General features: G+C 72.4%; 1 protein-coding gene. It reads left to right on the plus strand.

Annotation, left to right across the window (positions count from 1 at the left end):
• Positions 1-14: 14 nt before the first annotated feature.
• Positions 15-18,215, plus strand: an 18,201-nt coding sequence (locus ACWD3H_RS45810; protein ID WP_451959516.1) for an SDR family NAD(P)-dependent oxidoreductase, incomplete at its 3' end; no start/stop codon positions are given.

Raw genomic sequence — 18,215 nt, forward strand, 5'->3', positions numbered from 1 at the left:
CGATGTTGTCGACGGTGACGGGCCAGTGGGTGGAGGGGCCGGAGCTCGACGGCGGGTACTGGTGTGACAACCTGCGGCGTACGGTGGGCTTCGCGCCGGCGGTGGCGCAGTTGCTGGAGCAGCGGTATCGGGTGTTCGTGGAGGTGAGCCCGCATCCGGTGCTGACGGTCGGGGTCCAGGAATGCGTGGATGAGGCCGCGGCGGAGGCCGTGATCGCCGGGACGTTGCGCCGCGACGACGGCGGGCTGGACCGGGTGCTGGTCTCGGCGGCCGAGTTGTTCGTCCGCGGCGTGGCGGTGGACTGGCGGCAGGTGCTGCCGGGCGGGCGCCGGGTCGATCTGCCGACCTACGCCTTCCAGCACCAGTGGTACTGGCCCGCGAGGGCGGGTTCCCAGGTGGGGAATGTGGCCGCGGCGGGGTTGGCGGTGGCGGGGCATCCGCTGCTGGGCGCCGCCGTGGGCCTGGCCGACTCCAATGGGGTGTTGCTGACCGGCCGCCTGTCGCTCTCGTCGCATCCGTGGCTGGCCGATCACGCGGTGGCCGGAACGGTGATCTTCCCGGGTACCGGGTTCCTGGAGCTGGCGATCCGGGCCGGTGACCAGGTCGGTTGTGACCTGGTCGAGGAGCTGACCCTGACCGCGCCGCTGGTGCTGGGCGAAACCGATGCCGTCGCGGTGCAGGTGTGGGTGGGCGCCGCGGAGGAGTCGGGCCACCGGAGCGTGAACGTCTACGCCCGCTCTGCCGAGGCCGCCGATGACGTGCCGTGGGTGCGGCACGCCACCGGCACGCTGGCCGTCGGTGCTCCGGCCACCGGTGCTCCCAATGCCGAGCCGTTCGACGCGGCGGTGTGGCCGCCGGCCGGCGCGACCGCTATCGGGCTGGACGGGGTGTACGAGGGACTGGCCGCGGGCGGGTTCGAATACGGCCCGGTGTTCCAGGGGCTGCGAGCGGCCTGGCGTGGTGTCGACGGTGAGGTGTTCGCCGAGGTCGCGCTGCCCGAGCAGGCGGCCTCGAACGCGGGTTCGTTCGGAGTGCACCCGGCGTTGCTGGACGCGGCCTTGCACGCGGTGACCTTCGTCGGGCTGGAGCCGGTGGAGGGTGGCCGGTTGCCGTTCTCCTGGGGGCAGATGAGCCTGCAGGCCACCGGGGCGGCGATGCTGCGGGTGCGACTGTTCCGGACGGGCGACGACGCTGTGTCGCTGACGGCGGTGGACGCCGCCGGGGATTCGGTGCTGTCGGCGCGTTCGCTGGTGCTGCGCCCGTTCACTCCTGACCAGCTCGCCGCCGCCGGTGGTGGTCAGGTGACGGAGCGGGACGGGCTGTTCCGGCTGGATTGGAGCCCGCTTTCCGAGGTTTCCGTGGCTGATCCGGCGCCGGTGACGGTGGTCGGCTTCTCGGGATTCGAGCCGGACGCCCTGGGTCTCGCGGCGGCGTGGGAGTCGGTCGGACAGTCGGTGACGGTTCACCGGGATCTGTCGGCGCTGACCGAGGCGGGGCCGGTGCCGGAAGTGGTGCTGGCCGGGGTCGCGGCCGGGTCGGCCGGGGACGCGGTGGCCTCGGCGCGTGCGATGACGGCTGGGGTGCTGGGTCTGCTGCAGGGGTGGCTGGCCGATGAGCGGTGTGCTGGTTCGCGGTTGGTGGTCGTCACGCGGGGCGCGGTGGCCGCCGTTGAGGGTGAGCCGGTGGCGGATCTGGGTGCGGCCGGGGTGTGGGGGTTGGTGCGTAGCGCGCAGTCGGAGAACCCGGGCCGGTTCGTGCTGGTGGACCTGGGGCCGGATGAGTACGGAGACGAGCACGCGGACCCGGGCACGGATGAGGCCTCGCCCGGTGCGCTGGGGGCCGCGATTCCCGGGTTGCTGGCCGCCCTGCTGGTTTCCGGTGAGCCGCAGGTGGCGGTGCGTGACGGTGGGGTGCGGGTGCCGCGGCTGGCGTCGCTGGCCTCGGGGGCGGGTCTGTTGCCGCCGGCCGGTGAGGTGGCGTGGCGGCTGGGCAGCCGGGCCAAGGGCAGTCTGGACGCGTTGGAGTTGCTCGCGTTCCCGCAGGCGGCCGAGCCGTTGGAGGCGGGGCAGGTGCGGGTGGCGGTGCGTGCGGCGGGGGTGAACTTCCGTGACCTGCTGGACGGGTTGAACGCGCTGGGCTGGTTCCAGGACAGGGTCGGCCTGATGGGCGGTGAGGCCGCCGGCGTGGTGCTGGAGGTCGGCCCCGGGGTCGACGACCTGCGTCCGGGAGATCGGGTGGTCGGTCTGACCGAAGGTGGCTTCGGCCCGGTGGTGGTCACCGGTGCCGGTGGGGTGACCAAGATCCCCGACGGGGTCTCCTTCGAGCAGGCGGCGACGATTCCGGTGGCGTTCCTCACCACCTACTACGGGCTGATGGATCTGGCCGGGCTGCGGGAGGGGGAGTCGCTGCTGGTGCACGCGGGCACCGGTGGGACCGGGATGGCCGCGATTCAGCTGGCCCAGCGGCTGGGGGTCGAGGTGTTCGCCACGGCGAGCCCGGCCAAGTGGGACGTTCTGCGTTCGCTGGGCATCCCGGACGACCACATCGCCTCCTCGCGGAGTCTGGAGTTCGAGGAGCGGTTCCGCGCGGTGTGTGGTGAGCGGGGTATCGATGTGGTGCTCAACTCGCTGACCGGGGAGTTCATCGACGCCTCGGCACGGCTGCTGCGTCCGGGCGGCCGGTTCATCGAGATGGGCAAGCTCGACATCCGCGAGCAGGACCGCTTCCCGGGGCTGGAGTATCACTGGTTCGACGTGCTGGACGCCGGGCCTGAGCGGTTGCGGCAGATTCTGGCCGAGTTGATGGAGCTGTTCGCCGCTGGTGAGTTGCGGCCGTTGCCGGTGACGGCGTGGGATGTGCGCCGGGGCCGGGAGGCGTTCCGGTTCATGAGTCAGGCCAGGCACACGGGCAAGATCGTGTTGACCATGCCCCGGCGGTGGGAGCCGGAGGGCACGGTGTTGATCACCGGCGGTACCGGTGGTCTGGGTGCGGAGGTGGCTCGGCATCTGGTGGCCGAGCACGGGATGCGGCATCTGCTGCTGGCCAGCCGCCGGGGGTTGGACGCTCCGGGTGCGGTGGAGTTGCGGGCCGAGCTGATCGCGCACGGGGTCGAGGTCACGGTCGCCACCTGTGACCTGGCGGACCGGGATGCGGTAGCCCGCCTGCTGGCGCAGGTCGATGCCGAACATCCGCTGACCGCGGTGGTGCACACGGCCGGGCTCCTCGATGACGGGACGATCGCCTCGCTGACGCCGGAGCGGCTGGACACCGTGTTGCGGCCGAAGGTGGACGCCGCCTGGCATCTGCACGAGCTGACCCAGGAGATGGATCTGGCCGGGTTCGTGGTGTTCTCCTCGCTGGCCGGGCTGATGGGCAACGCCGGGCAGGGCAACTACGCGGCGGCCAATGCCTGGCTGGACGCGCTGATGGCACGGCGCCGGGCGCAGGGACTGCCGGGACTGTCACTGGCCTGGGGACTGTGGGCGCAGGCCACCGGAATGACCGGGGACATGTCGCAGGCCGATGTGCAGCGGATGACCGCCGCCGGGCTGCCGCCGATCACCACCGAACAGGGACTGTCCCTGTTCGACGCGGCCATCGGCTCGGATTCACCGCTCGTGGTCCCGGTACGGCTGAACCTGCCGGCGATGCCCGCTCAGCAGGTCCCGCCGCTGCTGCGCGGTCTGGTGCGCGGCACCCGTCGTACGGCCGCGTCGGCGCCCGCTCCCGGCGAGGGTGCACTGTTGCGGCAGGTGGCCGGACTGACGCAGGCCGACCGGACCCGGTTCGTGGTCGATCTGGTCCGGGCTCAGGCCGCCGCGGTCCTCGGGCATCCCTCGCTGGAGGCGGTGCAGGTTCGCCGGGAGTTCCGTGAGCTGGGCTTCGACTCGCTGACCGCGATCGAGCTGCGCAACCGGCTCAACGTGGCCACCGGACTGCGCCTGCCCTCCACCCTCGTCTTCGACTACCCCACCCCCACCGTGCTCGGTGAGTACCTGCTGAGCGAGGTGCTCGGCGCGCACGGCGACGCCATCCTGCCGGTGGCCACGGTCTCGGTCGGGGACGACCCGATCGCCATCGTCTCGATGGCCTGCCGTTATCCCGGCGGGGTGAACTCCCCGGAGGATCTGTGGCGGCTGGTCATCGAGGGGCAGGACGCCATCACCCCGCTGCCGACCGACCGCGGCTGGCAGGTCCATGGCGACCTCGACCTGAAGGGCGGGTTCGTCTTCGACGCGCCCGAGTTCGACGCGGAGTTCTTCAGGATCTCCCCGCGTGAGGCGCTGGCGATGGATCCGCAGCAGCGCCTGCTGCTGGAGGCCGCCTGGGAGGTCCTCGAAGGTGCCGGTATCGATCCGGACTCGTTGCGGGGCAGCGACACCGGCGTGTTCATCGGTTCCGTCGGCTCGGGCTACATGCCTGGGGAGGAGTCTCGCGGTCACATCATGACCGGGCAGTTGGCCAGCGTGGCCTCCGGCCGGATCTCGTACACCCTGGGCCTGGAGGGCCCGGCGGTGACGGTGGACACCGCGTGCTCGTCGTCACTGGTGACCATCCACATGGCGGCCCAGGCCCTGCGTAACGGGGAGTGCTCGCTCGCGGTGGCCGGCGGTGTCACCGTCATATCGACCCTCGCGGCGTTCGGGGAGCTCGGTGAGCAGGGCGGGCTGGCACCGGATGCGCGCTGCAAGGCGTTCTCCGACTCGGCGGACGGCATCGGATGGTCCGAGGGTGTCGGTCTGGTGATGCTGGAGCGGCTGTCGGACGCGCGGCGCAACGGCCACCAGGTGCTCGCGCTCGTCCGAGGATCGGCGATCAACCAGGACGGCGCGTCCAACGGGCTGACCGCGCCGAACGGCCCCTCTCAGCGGCGGGTGATCCGCAAGGCACTGGCCGTCGCCGGGCTGTCCCCTGCCGAGGTGGACGCGGTCGAGGCGCACGGGACCGGCACCATGCTGGGCGACCCGATCGAGGCGCAGGCGCTGCTGGCGACGTACGGTCAGGACCGGCCGGAGGACCGGCCGTTGCTGCTGGGGTCGATCAAGTCGAACATCGGGCACACCCAGGCCGCCGCGGGCGTTGCCGGTGTGATCAAGATGGTCATGGCTCTCCGGCACGGGATGCTGCCCCGGACGCTGCACGTGGACGAGCCGTCGTCGCATGTGGACTGGGCCTCGGGCGCGGTGGAACTGCTGACCGAGCCGGCCGAGTGGCCGCGGAACGGTCGTCCGCGCCGGGCTGGTGTGTCGTCGTTCGGGATCAGCGGCACCAACGCGCACCTGATCCTGGAGCAGGGGCCGGAGGCGGCGAAGCCGGCGGTCGACGAGCCTGCCGGTCCGGCAGGCGGTGTGCTGCCTTGGGTGATCTCGGCCCGTACGGCTGACGCGGTGCGGGCACAGGCCGGTCGATTGACGGCGCACCTGCAGGCCTGGGCTGAGCTGGGTCTGGCGGATGTGGGGTCGTCGCTGGTGTCGTCGCGGTCGCTGTTCGACCACCGTGCGGTGGTGGTCGGTGGGGATCGTGAGGGTCTGCTGGCGGGTGTCGGTGCGCTGAGCGTGGGTGAGTCGGTGCCCGGTGTGGTTGCGGGTGTGGCCGATGTGGATGGGAAGTCGGTGTGGGTGTTCCCGGGTCAGGGGGCGCAGTGGGTGGGGATGGGGGCGCGGCTGCTGGAGGAGTCGGCGGTGTTCGCGGGGCGGATGGCGGAGTGTGCGGCGGCGTTGGAGCCGTTCGTGGACTGGTCGTTGCTGGATGTGGTGCGTCAGGTGGAGGGGGCGCCGGGGCTGGATCGGGTGGATGTGGTGCAGCCGGTGTCGTTCGCGGTGATGGTGTCGCTGGCGGCGGTGTGGGAGTCGCTGGGGGTTCGCCCGGACGCGGTGGTGGGTCATTCGCAGGGGGAGATCGCGGCTGCGGTGGTGGCCGGTGGTCTGTCGGTGCAGGACGGCGCCCGGGTGGTGGCGTTGCGCAGCCGCCTGATCGGTGAACGGCTGTCCGGGCATGGGGTGATGCTGTCGGTGATGGCGCCGGTGGAGCAGGTGCGTGCGGCGCTGGCCGAGGATGACCTGCTGGATCGGATCTCGATCGCCGCGGTCAACGGGCCCCGGGTGGTCACCGTCGCCGGCGACGGGGAGGCCATGCGGGTGCTGGAGCGGCGGTTGTCGGCCGAGGGTGTCATGCGCTGGCAGTTGGCCGGGGCGGACTTCGCCGCGCATTCGCCGCAGGTCGAGCGGTTCCGTGACGATCTGCTGGTGGACCTGGCGGAGGTGGCGCCGCGTGCGGCGCGGGTGCCGATGCTGTCGACCGCGACCGGGCAGTGGCTCGACGGTACGGAGTTGGACGCCGGCTACTGGTACGAGAACGTGCGGCGCACGGTGGAGTTCGCGCCGGCCATCGAGCGGTTGCTGGCGGAGCGGTATCGGGCGTTCATCGAGGTCGGCCCGCATCCGCTGCTGACGTTGGGGATCGAGCAGGCGGTGGACGAGGCGGGGGTCACCGCGGTGGTCGCCGGGACCTTGCGCCGCGACGAAGACGGCATGGACCGGGTGCTGGTCTCGGCGGCCGAGTTGTTCGTCCGCGGGGTGGCGGTGGACTGGCAGAGTGCGCTGGAGGGTGGCCGCCGGGTCGACCTGCCGACGTACGCCTTCCAGCACCGGCGTTACTGGCCGAGCGGGGTGCGGATCGCCGATGCCCGAGGGCTTGGCCTCGCCGCGGCGAGGCATCCGCTGCTGGGCGCCACTGTCGGGCTCGCCGACTCCGACGGTGCACTGCTCACCGGCCTGATGTCGGTGCGCGCGCACCCCTGGCTCGCCGATCACGCGGTGGCCGGTACGGCGCTGTTCGCCGGCACCGGGTTCCTGGAACTGGCGATCCGGGCGGCGGACCAGGTCGGCTGCGACCGGGTGGAGGAACTCACCCTGGCCGCCCCGCTGGTGCTCGCCCCGGACGGCGCCGTCGCCGTCCAGGTGGTGGTGAGCGCATCCGACGAGACAGGCCGCAGGAACCTGGCGATCTACGCGCGGCTCGCCGACGCGCCGGACCAGCCCTGGGTGCGGCACGCGGCCGGCGTGCTGGGGGTCGGAGCGCGTACGGCGCGGTTCGACACGGCCGTGTGGCCTCCCGTCGGTGCGATGCCCATCGCATTGGACGGGCTGTACGACGACCTGGCCGAGGGCGGCGTGGCCTACGGGCCCACCTTCAAGGGGTTGCGGGCGGCCTGGCAGCGTGACGGGGAGATCTTCGCCGAGGTCGAGGTACCCGAGCAGGTCGGTGACGCCGGACTGTTCGGGCTGCATCCCGCCCTGCTGGACGCGGCGTTGCAGCCGGCCTCGTTCATGGACCTGGTGGAGCCGGGCCAGGGGCGGCTGCTGTTCTCCTGGGGTGGCGTCTGCCTGCACGCCAATGGTGCTTCGGCGTTGCGGGTGCGGCTGGTCAAGACCGGAAGCGGTTCGGTGTCGCTGGCGGCGGTGGACACCGAGGGCGCGCCGGTGCTGACGGCGGAGTCGCTGGTGTTCCGGCCGGTGTCCGCGGACCAGATGCTCGCCTCTGGCGGCCAGGGGCTGGAGCGGGACGCGCTGTTCGCGCTGGAGTGGGTGGTCGCGCCCACGATCGTCTCTCCGGTGGACGCGGTGGCCGGGCTGGACTGTGTCGAGCTGGACTGGTCAGAACCCGGTCGGCCGGGACTGGGTGACCTGCGCTGGGCCGAGCCGGGTCAGGCCGAGCCCGCGGGCGGTCGCGTCTCGCTGGACCGGGTGCCGGACGTCGTGGCCGTCGAGATCGGCTCGCCCGCCGAGGCGGGCGGGGCGTCGGCGGCACAGGAGCTGACCGGCCGGGTACTGGAGCTGCTGAGACAGTGGCTGGCCGATGACCGGTTCACCGAGTCGAGGTTGGTGCTGGTCACCCGGGGCGCGGTCGCCGGCGGGGAAGACGAGATGGTCACGGATCCGGCGGCGGCCGCGGTCTGGGGGCTGGTACGCGTCGCGCAGACCGAGAATCCCGACCGCTTCGTGCTGGTCGACGTGGACGAGCGGGAGACCGGGCTGTCGGCGCTGCCCGAGGCGCTGGCCTGCGGCGAGCCCCAGGTGGCGATTCGCGAACACGTGGTCCGCGTTCCCCGGTTGGTCCGCCTGACGCCGGCTGGAGACGGCGCGCGGCGGCTGGATCTCGACGGCACCGTTCTGATCACGGGCGGTACGGGTGGTCTGGGGAGCAACCTGGCCCGGCACCTGGTGGCCGAGCACGGGGTCCGGCACCTGCTGCTGGCCGGCCGGAGGGGCCTGGAGGCTCCGGGTGCGGTGGAGTTGCAGGCCGAGCTGATCGCGCACGGGGTCGAGGTCACCATCGCCGCCTGCGACCTGGCCGACCGGGACCAGGTGGCGGAGCTGCTCGTCGGCGTGCCGGCGGAACACCCGCTCACCGCGGTCATCCATACCGCGGGCGTCCGTGACGACGGCATGATCCCGTCGCTGGACGCGCAGCGACTGGCCAATGTGTTCGGGCCCAAGGCCGACGGCGCCTGGCACCTGCACGAGCTGACCCGGGATCTCGATCTGGCCGCCTTCGTCATGTACTCCTCGATGGCCGGGCTGGCCGGCGGCGCTGGGCTGGGCGGCTACGCGGCGGCCAACGCCTACCTGGACGCGCTGGCCCAGCACCGCCGGGCCCAGGGCATGCCGGGCCTGTCCCTGGTGTGGGGACCGTGGGCGGCGGATGCCGGCATGGCCGGCGAGCTCTCCGAGACGGACCTCCGCCGGCTGACGGCCGCGGGGTTCCACCTGTTCTCCTTCGCCGAGGGCCTGGCCCTGTTCGACGCGGTCCTGGGCTGCGACACGCCGGTGGTCGCACCGGTCCGGCTCAACCTGCCGGCGTTGCGGGCGTTCGGTGAGGTGCCGCCGCTGTTGCGCTCGCTGGTGCGGGGCACGCGCCGTACAGCGGCGGCGGCCCCGGTGTCGGGTGCGGACGGGGCGTTGCTGCGGCAGCTGGCCGGGCTGGCCCCCGCCGACCGCAGCCGACTGGTGATCGAGCTGGTCCGGGCACAGGCCGCCACGGTGCTGGGACACGCGTCCCCCCAGATGGTGGAGGTGCGGCGGGAGTTCCGCGAGCTGGGCTTCGACTCCCTCACCGCGGTCGAGCTGCGCAACCGGCTGAACGTCGCGACCGGGCTGCGACTGCCCGCCACCCTGGTGTTCGACTACCCGACCCCCGTGGTGCTGGCGGAGTTCCTGCTGGCCGAGCTGCTGGGTGAGCACGGTGATGTCGCCGTCCCGACGGCGATCGCGTCGGTGGCCGACGACCCGATCGTGATCGTGTCGATGGCGTGCCGCTATCCGGGCGAGGTGCACTCTCCCGAGGATCTGTGGCAGCTCGTCACCGAGGGGCGCGACGCCATCTCCCCGCTGCCGGTCGACCGTGGCTGGCAGGTGAACGGCGACCTGGACTTCCAGGGCGGCTTCATGCCCGACGCCGCGGAGTTCGACGCCGGGTTCTTCGGGATCTCGCCACGTGAGGCACTGGGGATGGATCCGCAGCAGCGCGTTCTGCTGGAGACCACCTGGGAGGCGGTCGAGCGAGCGGGGATCGACCCGCTGTCGCTGCGGGGCAGCGACACGGGTGTCTACGTCGGCGCCAGCGGTTCCGGCTACATCCCGTCGGACGAGGCCCGTGGCTTCATGGTGACGGGCCAGGCGGGGAGCGTGACCTCGGGCCGGCTGTCCTACACGCTGGGGCTTGAGGGGCCGGCGGTGACGGTGGACACCGCGTGCTCGTCGTCGCTGGTGGCGATGCACCTGGCGGCGCAGGCGCTGCGCGCGGGTGACTGCTCGCTGGCGCTGGCCGGTGGTGTGACCGTGGTGGCCACGCCGATGGGGATCATGGAGTTCAGCGCCCAGGGCGGGCTGGCCGCCGACGGGCGGTGCAAGTCCTACTCGGATGCCGCCGATGGCACCAGCTGGTCCGAGGGCGTGGGCATGGTGGTGCTGGAGCGGCTGTCCGACGCGCGGCACAACGGCCACCAGGTCCTGGCCGTCCTGCGGGGCTCCGCGGTGAACCAGGACGGCGCGTCCAACGGGTTGACCGCGCCCAACGGTCCTTCGCAGCAGCGGGTGATCCGTCAGGCGCTGGCCGGTGCGGGCTTGACCCCCGCCGAGGTGGACGCGGTGGAGGGCCACGGCACGGGCACGGCGCTGGGCGACCCGATCGAGGCGCAGGCGCTGCTGGCGACCTACGGTCAGGATCGGCCGGAGGACCGGCCGCTGCTGCTCGGATCGCTGAAGTCGAACATCGGTCACACCCAGGCGGCCTCCGGCGTGGCCGGTGTGATCAAGATGGTCATGGCGATGCGGCACGGCATGCTGCCCAGGACGCTGCACATCGACGAGCCGTCCTCGCACGTGGACTGGGCCTCGGGCGCGATAGAACTGCTGACCGAGCCGGCCGAGTGGCCGCAGGCCGATCACCCCCGCCGGGCGGCGGTGTCGTCGTTCGGAATCAGCGGCACCAACGCCCACGTGATCATCGAGCGGATCGAAGCGCAGGATGCGGAGTCCGAGGGCCAGGAGTTCGAGAGCCGTCCCCCCGCGTCGGACGGTGCCGTGCCGGTCCTGGTCTCCGGCCGGTCGGCGGAGGCGTTGCGGGCGCAGGCCGAGCGGCTCGCGGCGTACGTGGACGGCGACCCCGGTCTGCGACTGGCCGATGTGGCGTTCTCGACGGCCACCACCCGCTCGGCGTTCGAGTATCGGGCGGCCGTGGTGGCCGCCGACCACGCGGGTTTGGGGGCCGGCCTGCGGGCACTGGCCGAAGGCCGGCCGGGTGCGGGCGTACTGCAGGGGCCGACCGCGGCCGAATCGAAGCCTGCGGTGCTGTTCACCGGTCAGGGCAGCCAGCGGGCCGGGACAGGCCGGGAGCTGTACGACCGGTTCCCGGTGTTCGCCGAGGCGTTGGACGCGGTGATCGCCGAGCTGGACCCGCTGCTCGATGGCCCGCTGCGCGAAGTCCTGTTCGCCGAGCCGGGTACGGCTGAGGCGGGGGCGCTGGATCAGACGGGGTGGGCGCAGCCGGCCCTGTTCGCGCTGGAGACGGCGCTGTTCCGGCTGGTCGAGTCGTGGGGACTGCGGCCGGAGGTCGTGACGGGACATTCGATCGGGGAGATCACCGCGGCGCACGTGGCCGGGGTGCTGTCCCTGCCGGACGCGTGTGCGCTGGTGGCCGCGCGAGGCCGGATGATGCAGGCGCTGCCGCCGCACGGGGCCATGGTGGCGGTGCAGGCATCCGAAGCGGAGATCGCAGAGCTGCTGGCGGCCGGTGATGCGACGCAGGTGTCGGTCGCGGCCGTCAACGGCCCGGCGTCGGTGGTGATCTCCGGGGATGAGCAGGCCGTGCTCGAACTCGCGGCCGCGCTGGCGGAGCAGGGCCGCAAGACCCGGCGGTTGCGGGTGTCGCACGCGTTCCATTCGCCGTTGATGGAGCCGATGCTGGCGGACTTCCGCGCCCTGGCCCGGACGCTGACCTTCAGCGCGCCGCGGATCCCGATCGTGTCCACGGTGACCGGTGAGATGGCCACGGTCGAGCAGTTGTGCTCGCCCGACTACTGGGTGGACCAGGTCCGCCAGGCCGTACGGTTCGCCGACGCGGTGCGGGCGCTGCACCGGCAGGGCGTGACGGCCTACCTGGAGCTCGGGCCGGATGGGGTGCTGACCGCGATGGCCCAGGACACCCTGGCCGAGCTCACCGCTCCCGACTCGCCGGCCCAGCTCTCCGACGCCGATCCGGTACTGGTGCCGGTGCTGCGCAAGGACCGGGACGAGCAGAGCGCGATCACGGCGGCGCTGGCGCAGCTGCACGTGCATGGAGTGCCGGTGGACTGGCAGGCGGTGCTCCGCGGCGGGCGCCGGATCGACTTGCCGACGTACGCGTTCCAGCGGCAGCGCTTCTGGCCCGATGGCACCGGTTCCCAGCTGAGGAACGTGGCGGCCGCGGGACTGGCCGCCACCGGGCACCCGCTGCTGGGTGCCGCGGTCGGGCTGGCCGACTCGGCCGGAGTGCTGCTGACCGGGCGGCTGTCGCTGCCGTCGCATCCGTGGCTGGCCGACCACGCGGTGGGCGGCATGGTGATCTTCCCGGGCACCGGGTTCCTTGAGCTGGCGATCCGGGCCGGTGACCAGGTCGGCTGTGACCTGGTGGAGGAGCTGACCCTGACCACGCCGCTGGTGCTGGGCGAGCGGGACGCCGTCGTGGTGCAGGTGTGGGTGGGCTCGGCGGCGGAGTCCGGTCGCCGCAACCTGAGCATCTATGCCCGGCCGGCCGAGGCCGCCGACGAGGAGCCGTGGGTCCGGCACGCGGTCGGTGTGCTGGCGGCGGCCGATGGCCGGTCCCGCACCGGCGACATGGCCGGCTTCGACGCGGCGGTGTGGCCGCCGCGGGAGGCTACGCCCATCCAGCTGGACGGGTTGTACGACCAGTTCGCCGCGGGCGGGTTCCATTACGGGCCGGTGTTCCAGGGGCTGCGGGCTGCCTGGCGGGGAACTGACGGCGCGGTGTACGCCGAGGTCGTCCTGCCCGAGCAGGCACAGTCGAGCGCGAGTTCGTTCGGGGTGCATCCGGCGCTGCTGGACGCGGCGCTGCACGGCGTGACCTTCGCCGGGCTGGACGATGCCGAGAGCGGCCGGATGCCGTTCTCCTGGGGTGAGGTGTGCCTGCACGCCGCTGGCGCCTCGGTGCTGCGGGTGCGGCTGGCCAGGACCGGCGGCGACGCGGTCTCGGTGATCGCGGTGGATGCCGCCGGGGAGCCGGTGCTCTCGGCGCGGTCACTGGTGCTGCGGCCGGTCGCGGCCGGCCAGCTGGCCGCCGGCAGCGGCCGCGACCCGTACCGGGACTCGCTGTTCCAGCTGACCTGGACGGCGTCGCCCGAGACGCCGGCAGCGGTCGACACCGAGCTCGACTCGGTTGAGCTGACCTTGACTCCGACATCGGTACCGGCACTGGAGCTGGCGGCGCTGGAGACGGTGCCGGAGGTGGTGACCGTCGCGGTCGGCTCCGCGGGGTATGGCGACGTGGTCGCATCGGTTCACGAGCTGACCACTGCGGTGCTGGGCCTGCTGCAGGCGTGGCTGGCCGATGACCGCTGTCGCCGCTCCCGGCTGGTGTTCGTGACCAGGGGTGCCGTCGCGGCGAGCGAGAGCGAGGCTGTGGCGAACCTGGCGGCCGCTGCCGTGTGGGGACTGGTGCGGTCGGCACAGTGGGAGGAACCCGGCCGGTTCGTGCTGGTCGACGTGGACGGGCAGGAGTCCTCGCCTTCGGCGCTGTCGGGGGTGCTGGCCGCGGCGTCGGCGTTGGGTGAGCCGCAGATGGCGGTGCGCGAGGGTGGGGTGCGGGTGCCGCGGCTGGCGCGGGTGGCGCTCGGCTCCGACCTTGGCGATGACCTGAACGAGGGCGGTACCCGGGCTTGGGATCCCGAGGGCACGGTGTTGATCACCGGTGGTACCGGTGGTCTGGGCGCGTTGTTCGCGCGGCATGTGGTGGCCGAGCGGGGTGTGCGGCATCTGCTGCTGACCAGCCGCCGAGGCCTGGACGCCCCCGGCGCCGTGGAACTGCAGGCCGAGCTGATCGCGCACGGCGTCGAGGTCACGATCGCGGCCTGCGACATGGCCGACCGCGACCAGGTCGCGGGCCTGCTGGCCGGGGTCCCGGCCGGGCACCCGCTGACCGCGATCATTCACACGGCGGGTGTGCTGGACGACGGGACCATCTCCTCGCTGACACCGCAGTCGCTGGACATGGTGCTGCGGCCCAAGGTCGACGCCGCCTGGCATCTGCACGAGCTGACCCAGGGGCTGGACCTGGCGGCGTTCGTGGTCTTCTCCTCCCTCGCCGGGGTGATGGGCAACGCCGGGCAGGGCAACTACGCCGCTGCCAACGTCTTCCTGGACGCGCTGGCCCAGCAGCGGCGGGCCGCGGGACTGCCCGCGCTCTCGTTGGCCTGGGGTGCCTGGACCCAGGACATCGGGATGACCGGCACGCTGGACGACGCCGAAATGCGCAGGATGGCGCGGGCGGGGATGCCGCCACTGTCGCCGGAACAAGGCCTGGCGTTGTTCGAGGCTGCTACCGGGCTGGAGCGTGCGCTGCTGATCCCGGTCCGGCTTGAGCCGTCGGCACTGCGGGCGCAGGGCGCGGTGCCGGCGTTGTTGCGGGGTCTGGTGCGGGGTGGGCGGCGGTCGGCGGCGTCCGGTTCGGTGGTGGCGGCGACGTTGTTGCAGCGGTTGGCTCCGCTCACAGCGGCCGAGCGTGCCGAGGTCCTGGTGGATCTGGTGCGTACCGAGGTGGCCATGGTCTTGGGCCATGCCTCGCCCGGTACGGTGGAGGTGCGGCGGGAGTTCCGCGAGCTGGGCTTCGACAGCCTCACCGCGGTCGAGCTGCGCAACCGGCTGAACGGTACGACCGGGTTGCGGTTGCCGTCCACGCTGGTGTTCGACTACCCGACGCCGACGCTGCTGGCGGAGTTCCTGCTGGCCGAGCTGCTCGGCGAGGACGCCGGCGCGATCATCCCCACGCCCATCGTGCCGGTGGCGGACGACCCGATCGTGATCGTGGGCATGGCGTGCCGCTATCCGGGCGGAGTCACGTCTCCGGAGGACCTGTGGCGGCTGGTCACCGAGGGCGCGGACGCGATCTCGCCCTTCCCGACGACCCGCGGCTGGAGCCGTGACGCGCTTTATCCGGGCACCGAGGGACGAGCCGTCAACTACGTCCAAGCGGGTGGCTTCCTGCACGAGGCCGGGGAGTTCGATCCGGGGTTCTTCGGGATCTCGCCGCGTGAGGCGCTGGCGATGGATCCGCAGCAGCGGTTGCTGCTGGAGACCACCTGGGAGGCGATCGAGCGGGCCGGGATCGACCCGGTCTCGCTGCGCGGCAGCCACACGGGCGTGTTCGCCGGCGTGATGTACCACGATTACGCGAACAGCATGCCCTTCCCGGCGGATGTGCTGGGCTTCATGGGCACCGGCACCGCCGGAAGTGTCGCGACCGGCCGGCTGTCCTACACGCTGGGGCTGGAGGGTCCGGCGGTGACGGTGGACACCGCGTGCTCGTCCTCGCTGGTGGCGTTGCACCTGGCCGCGCAGGCGCTGCGCGGTGGTGACTGCTCGCTGGCGCTGGCCGGTGGTGTGACCGTGATGGCCACTCCGGGGCCGTTCATCGACTTCACCGGGCAGGGTGGGCTGGCCGGCGACGGCCGGTGCAAGTCCTACTCCGACGCGGCCGACGGCGCGGGCTGGTCCGAGGGCGTGGGCATGCTGGTGCTGGAGCGGCTGTCGGACGCGCGCCGCAACGGCCATCAGGTGCTGGCGGTGGTGCGTGGTTCGGCGGTCAACCAGGACGGTGCGTCCAACGGGTTGACCGCGCCGAACGGTCCGTCGCAGCAGCGGGTGATCCGTCAGGCGCTGGCCGGTGCGGGCTTGTCCTCCACCGAGGTGGACGCGGTCGAGGGCCACGGCACGGGCACGGTCCTGGGTGACCCGATCGAGGCGCAGGCGCTGCTGGCCACCTACGGCCAGGACCGGGACGAGGACCGGCCGCTGTTGCTGGGGTCGATCAAGTCGAACATCGGTCACACCCAGGCGGCGGCTGGTGTGGCCGGTGTGATCAAGATGGTCATGGCGATGCGGCATGGGGTGCTGCCCAAGACGTTGCACGTGGATGCGCCGTCGTCGCATGTGGACTGGTCCTCGGGTGCGGTGGAGTTGCTGACCGAGTCGGCCGAGTGGCTGCGGAACGGTCATCCGCGTCGGGCGGGTGTGTCGTCGTTCGGGATCAGCGGCACCAACGCGCATGTGATTCTCGAGCAGGGGCCGGAGGTTCCGGAACTCGAAGAGGTTTCGCAGGACCGGGCGCCTGCTGTGGGTGTGGTTCCGGTGCTGGTGTCGGGCCGGTCGGTGGAGGCGTTGCGGGCGCAGGCCGAGCGGTTGGCGGCGTTCGTGGATGGCGATGCTGGTCTGGGGCTGGCCGACATCGCGTTCTCGCTGGCCACGACGCGGTCGGTGTTCGAGCATCGGGCGGTGGTGCTGGCCGAGGGCCGTGATGGTGCGCTGGCCGGGCTGGGTGCGCTGGCCGAGGACCTGCCAGGTGCCGGTGTGGTGCGCGGGGTGGCCGCGACGGAGCCGCAGCTCGCTTTCCTGTTCACCGGTCAGGGCAGTCAGCGGGCGGGGATGGGCCGGGAGCTGTATGACCGCTTCCCGGTGTTCGCGGCGGCGCTGGACGAGGTGCTCGCCGAGCTGGATCCGCTGCTGGACGGGTCGCTGCGGGAGGTGCTGTTCGCCGAGCCGGGGTCGGCCGAGGCGGGGTCGCTGGACCAGACGGGGTGGGCGCAGCCGGCGTTGTTCGCGCTTGAGACGGCGTTGTTCCGGCTGGTGTCCTCGTGGGGGGTGCGGCCGGGTGTGCTGGCCGGTCACTCGATCGGGGAGATCAGCGCGGCGCATGTGGCCGGGGTGCTGTCGCTGGCCGACGCGTGTGCGTTGGTGGCGGGCCGGGCGCGGTTGATGCAGGCGCTGCCGGCCGGTGGGGCGATGGTGTCGGTGCAGGTCGCTGAGGAGCAGGTCGCCGAGCTGCTGGCCGGGCGTGAGAAGGAGGTGTCGGTCGCGGCGGTGAACGGCCCGGCCTCGGTGGTGATCGCCGGGCTGGAGGGGCCGGTTCTTGAGGTGGCCGCCGCGTTGGAGGAGCGCGGGGTGCGCACGAAGCGGTTGCGGGTGTCGCACGCGTTCCACTCGCCGTTGATGGAGCCGATGCTGGAGGACTTCCGCGCCCTGGCCGGCACGCTGACCTACAACCCGCCGCGAATCCCGGTGGTGTCGACGATGACCGGGCAGGCGGCCACCGCCGAGCAGCTGTGCTCGCCGGACTACTGGGTCGACCAGGTCCGCGGCGCGGTCCGCTTCGCCGACGGCGTGCGTGCCCTGCACGCGCGGGGTGTGCGGGCGTATCTGGAGCTGGGCCCCGACGGGGTGCTGACCGCCATGGCTCAGGACACCCTTGCCGCCGAGGATCAGTCCGTCGCGGACTTGGTGCCGGCGCTGCGCGGGGACCGCGATGAGCAGTGGTCGGTCATGTCGGCGTTGGCTCAGTTGCATGTGTGTGGGGTGGTGGTGGATTGGGGGTCGGTGCTCCCGCGCGGGCGGCGGGTGGAGTTGCCGACGTATGCCTTCCAGCACCAGTGGTTCTGGCCTGATGGCAGCGTGGGTGCCAGTTCGGGGAATGTGGCCGCGGCGGGGTTGGTGACGGCGGGGCATCCGCTGCTGGGCGCGACAGTCGGGCTGGCCGATTCCGATGGGGTGGTGCTGACCGGGCGGTTGTCGCTCTCGTCGCATCCGTGGCTGGCCGATCACGCGGTGGCCGGGATGGTCTTCTTCCCGGGGACCGGATTCCTGGAGCTGGCGATCCGGGCGGGTGACCAGGTCGGCTGCGACCTGGTGGAGGAGTTGACGCTGGCGGCTCCGTTGGTGCTGGGCGAGGACGACGCGGTCGTGGTTCAGATCGCGGTGGGTGCGCCGGAGGAGACCGGTCGGCGGACCTTGGGTGTTTATTCCCGGCCGGTGCGGGCCGATGAGGAGGTGCCGTGGGTGCGGCACGCCACCGGCACGCTGGCCACCGGCGCTTCGGGTGCCGGTGCTGTGGATGTCGCGTCGTTCGATGCGGCGGTGTGGCCGCCGGCCGGGGCGACCGCGATCGAGCTGGACGGGCTGTATGAGGAGCTGGCCGTCCGAGGGCTGGGGTACGGTCCGGTGTTCCAGGGGCTGCGGGCGGCCTGGCGGGGCGAGGCCGGTGAGGTGTTCGCCGAGGTCGCGCTGCCTGAGCAGGTGGCGTCGAGTGCGGGTTCGTTCGGGGTGCATCCGGCGCTGCTGGACGCGGCGTTGCACGCGGTGACGTTCGTGGGGCTGGATGCCGCGGCGGGTACGCGGTTGCCGTTCTCCTGGGGTGAGGTGTGCCTGCACGCCGGTGGTGCGGCGTTGTTGCGGGTGCGGCTGGCCAGGGTGGGCGATGATGCGGTGTCGCTGGTCGCGGTGGATGCGGCCGGGGAGCCGGTGGTGTCGGCGCGGTCGCTGGTGCTGCGCTCGTTCTCGCCCGAGCAGCTTGTTGGCACCGGTGGTGGTCGTGGTGTGGAGCGGGATTCGCTGTTCGGGCTGGAGTGGACCGCGCTGGCGGAGGTGCCGGGCGCGGAGACCGGTGCGAGTGTG

It is taken from the genome of Streptosporangium sp. NPDC002607, from assembly GCF_053592655.1.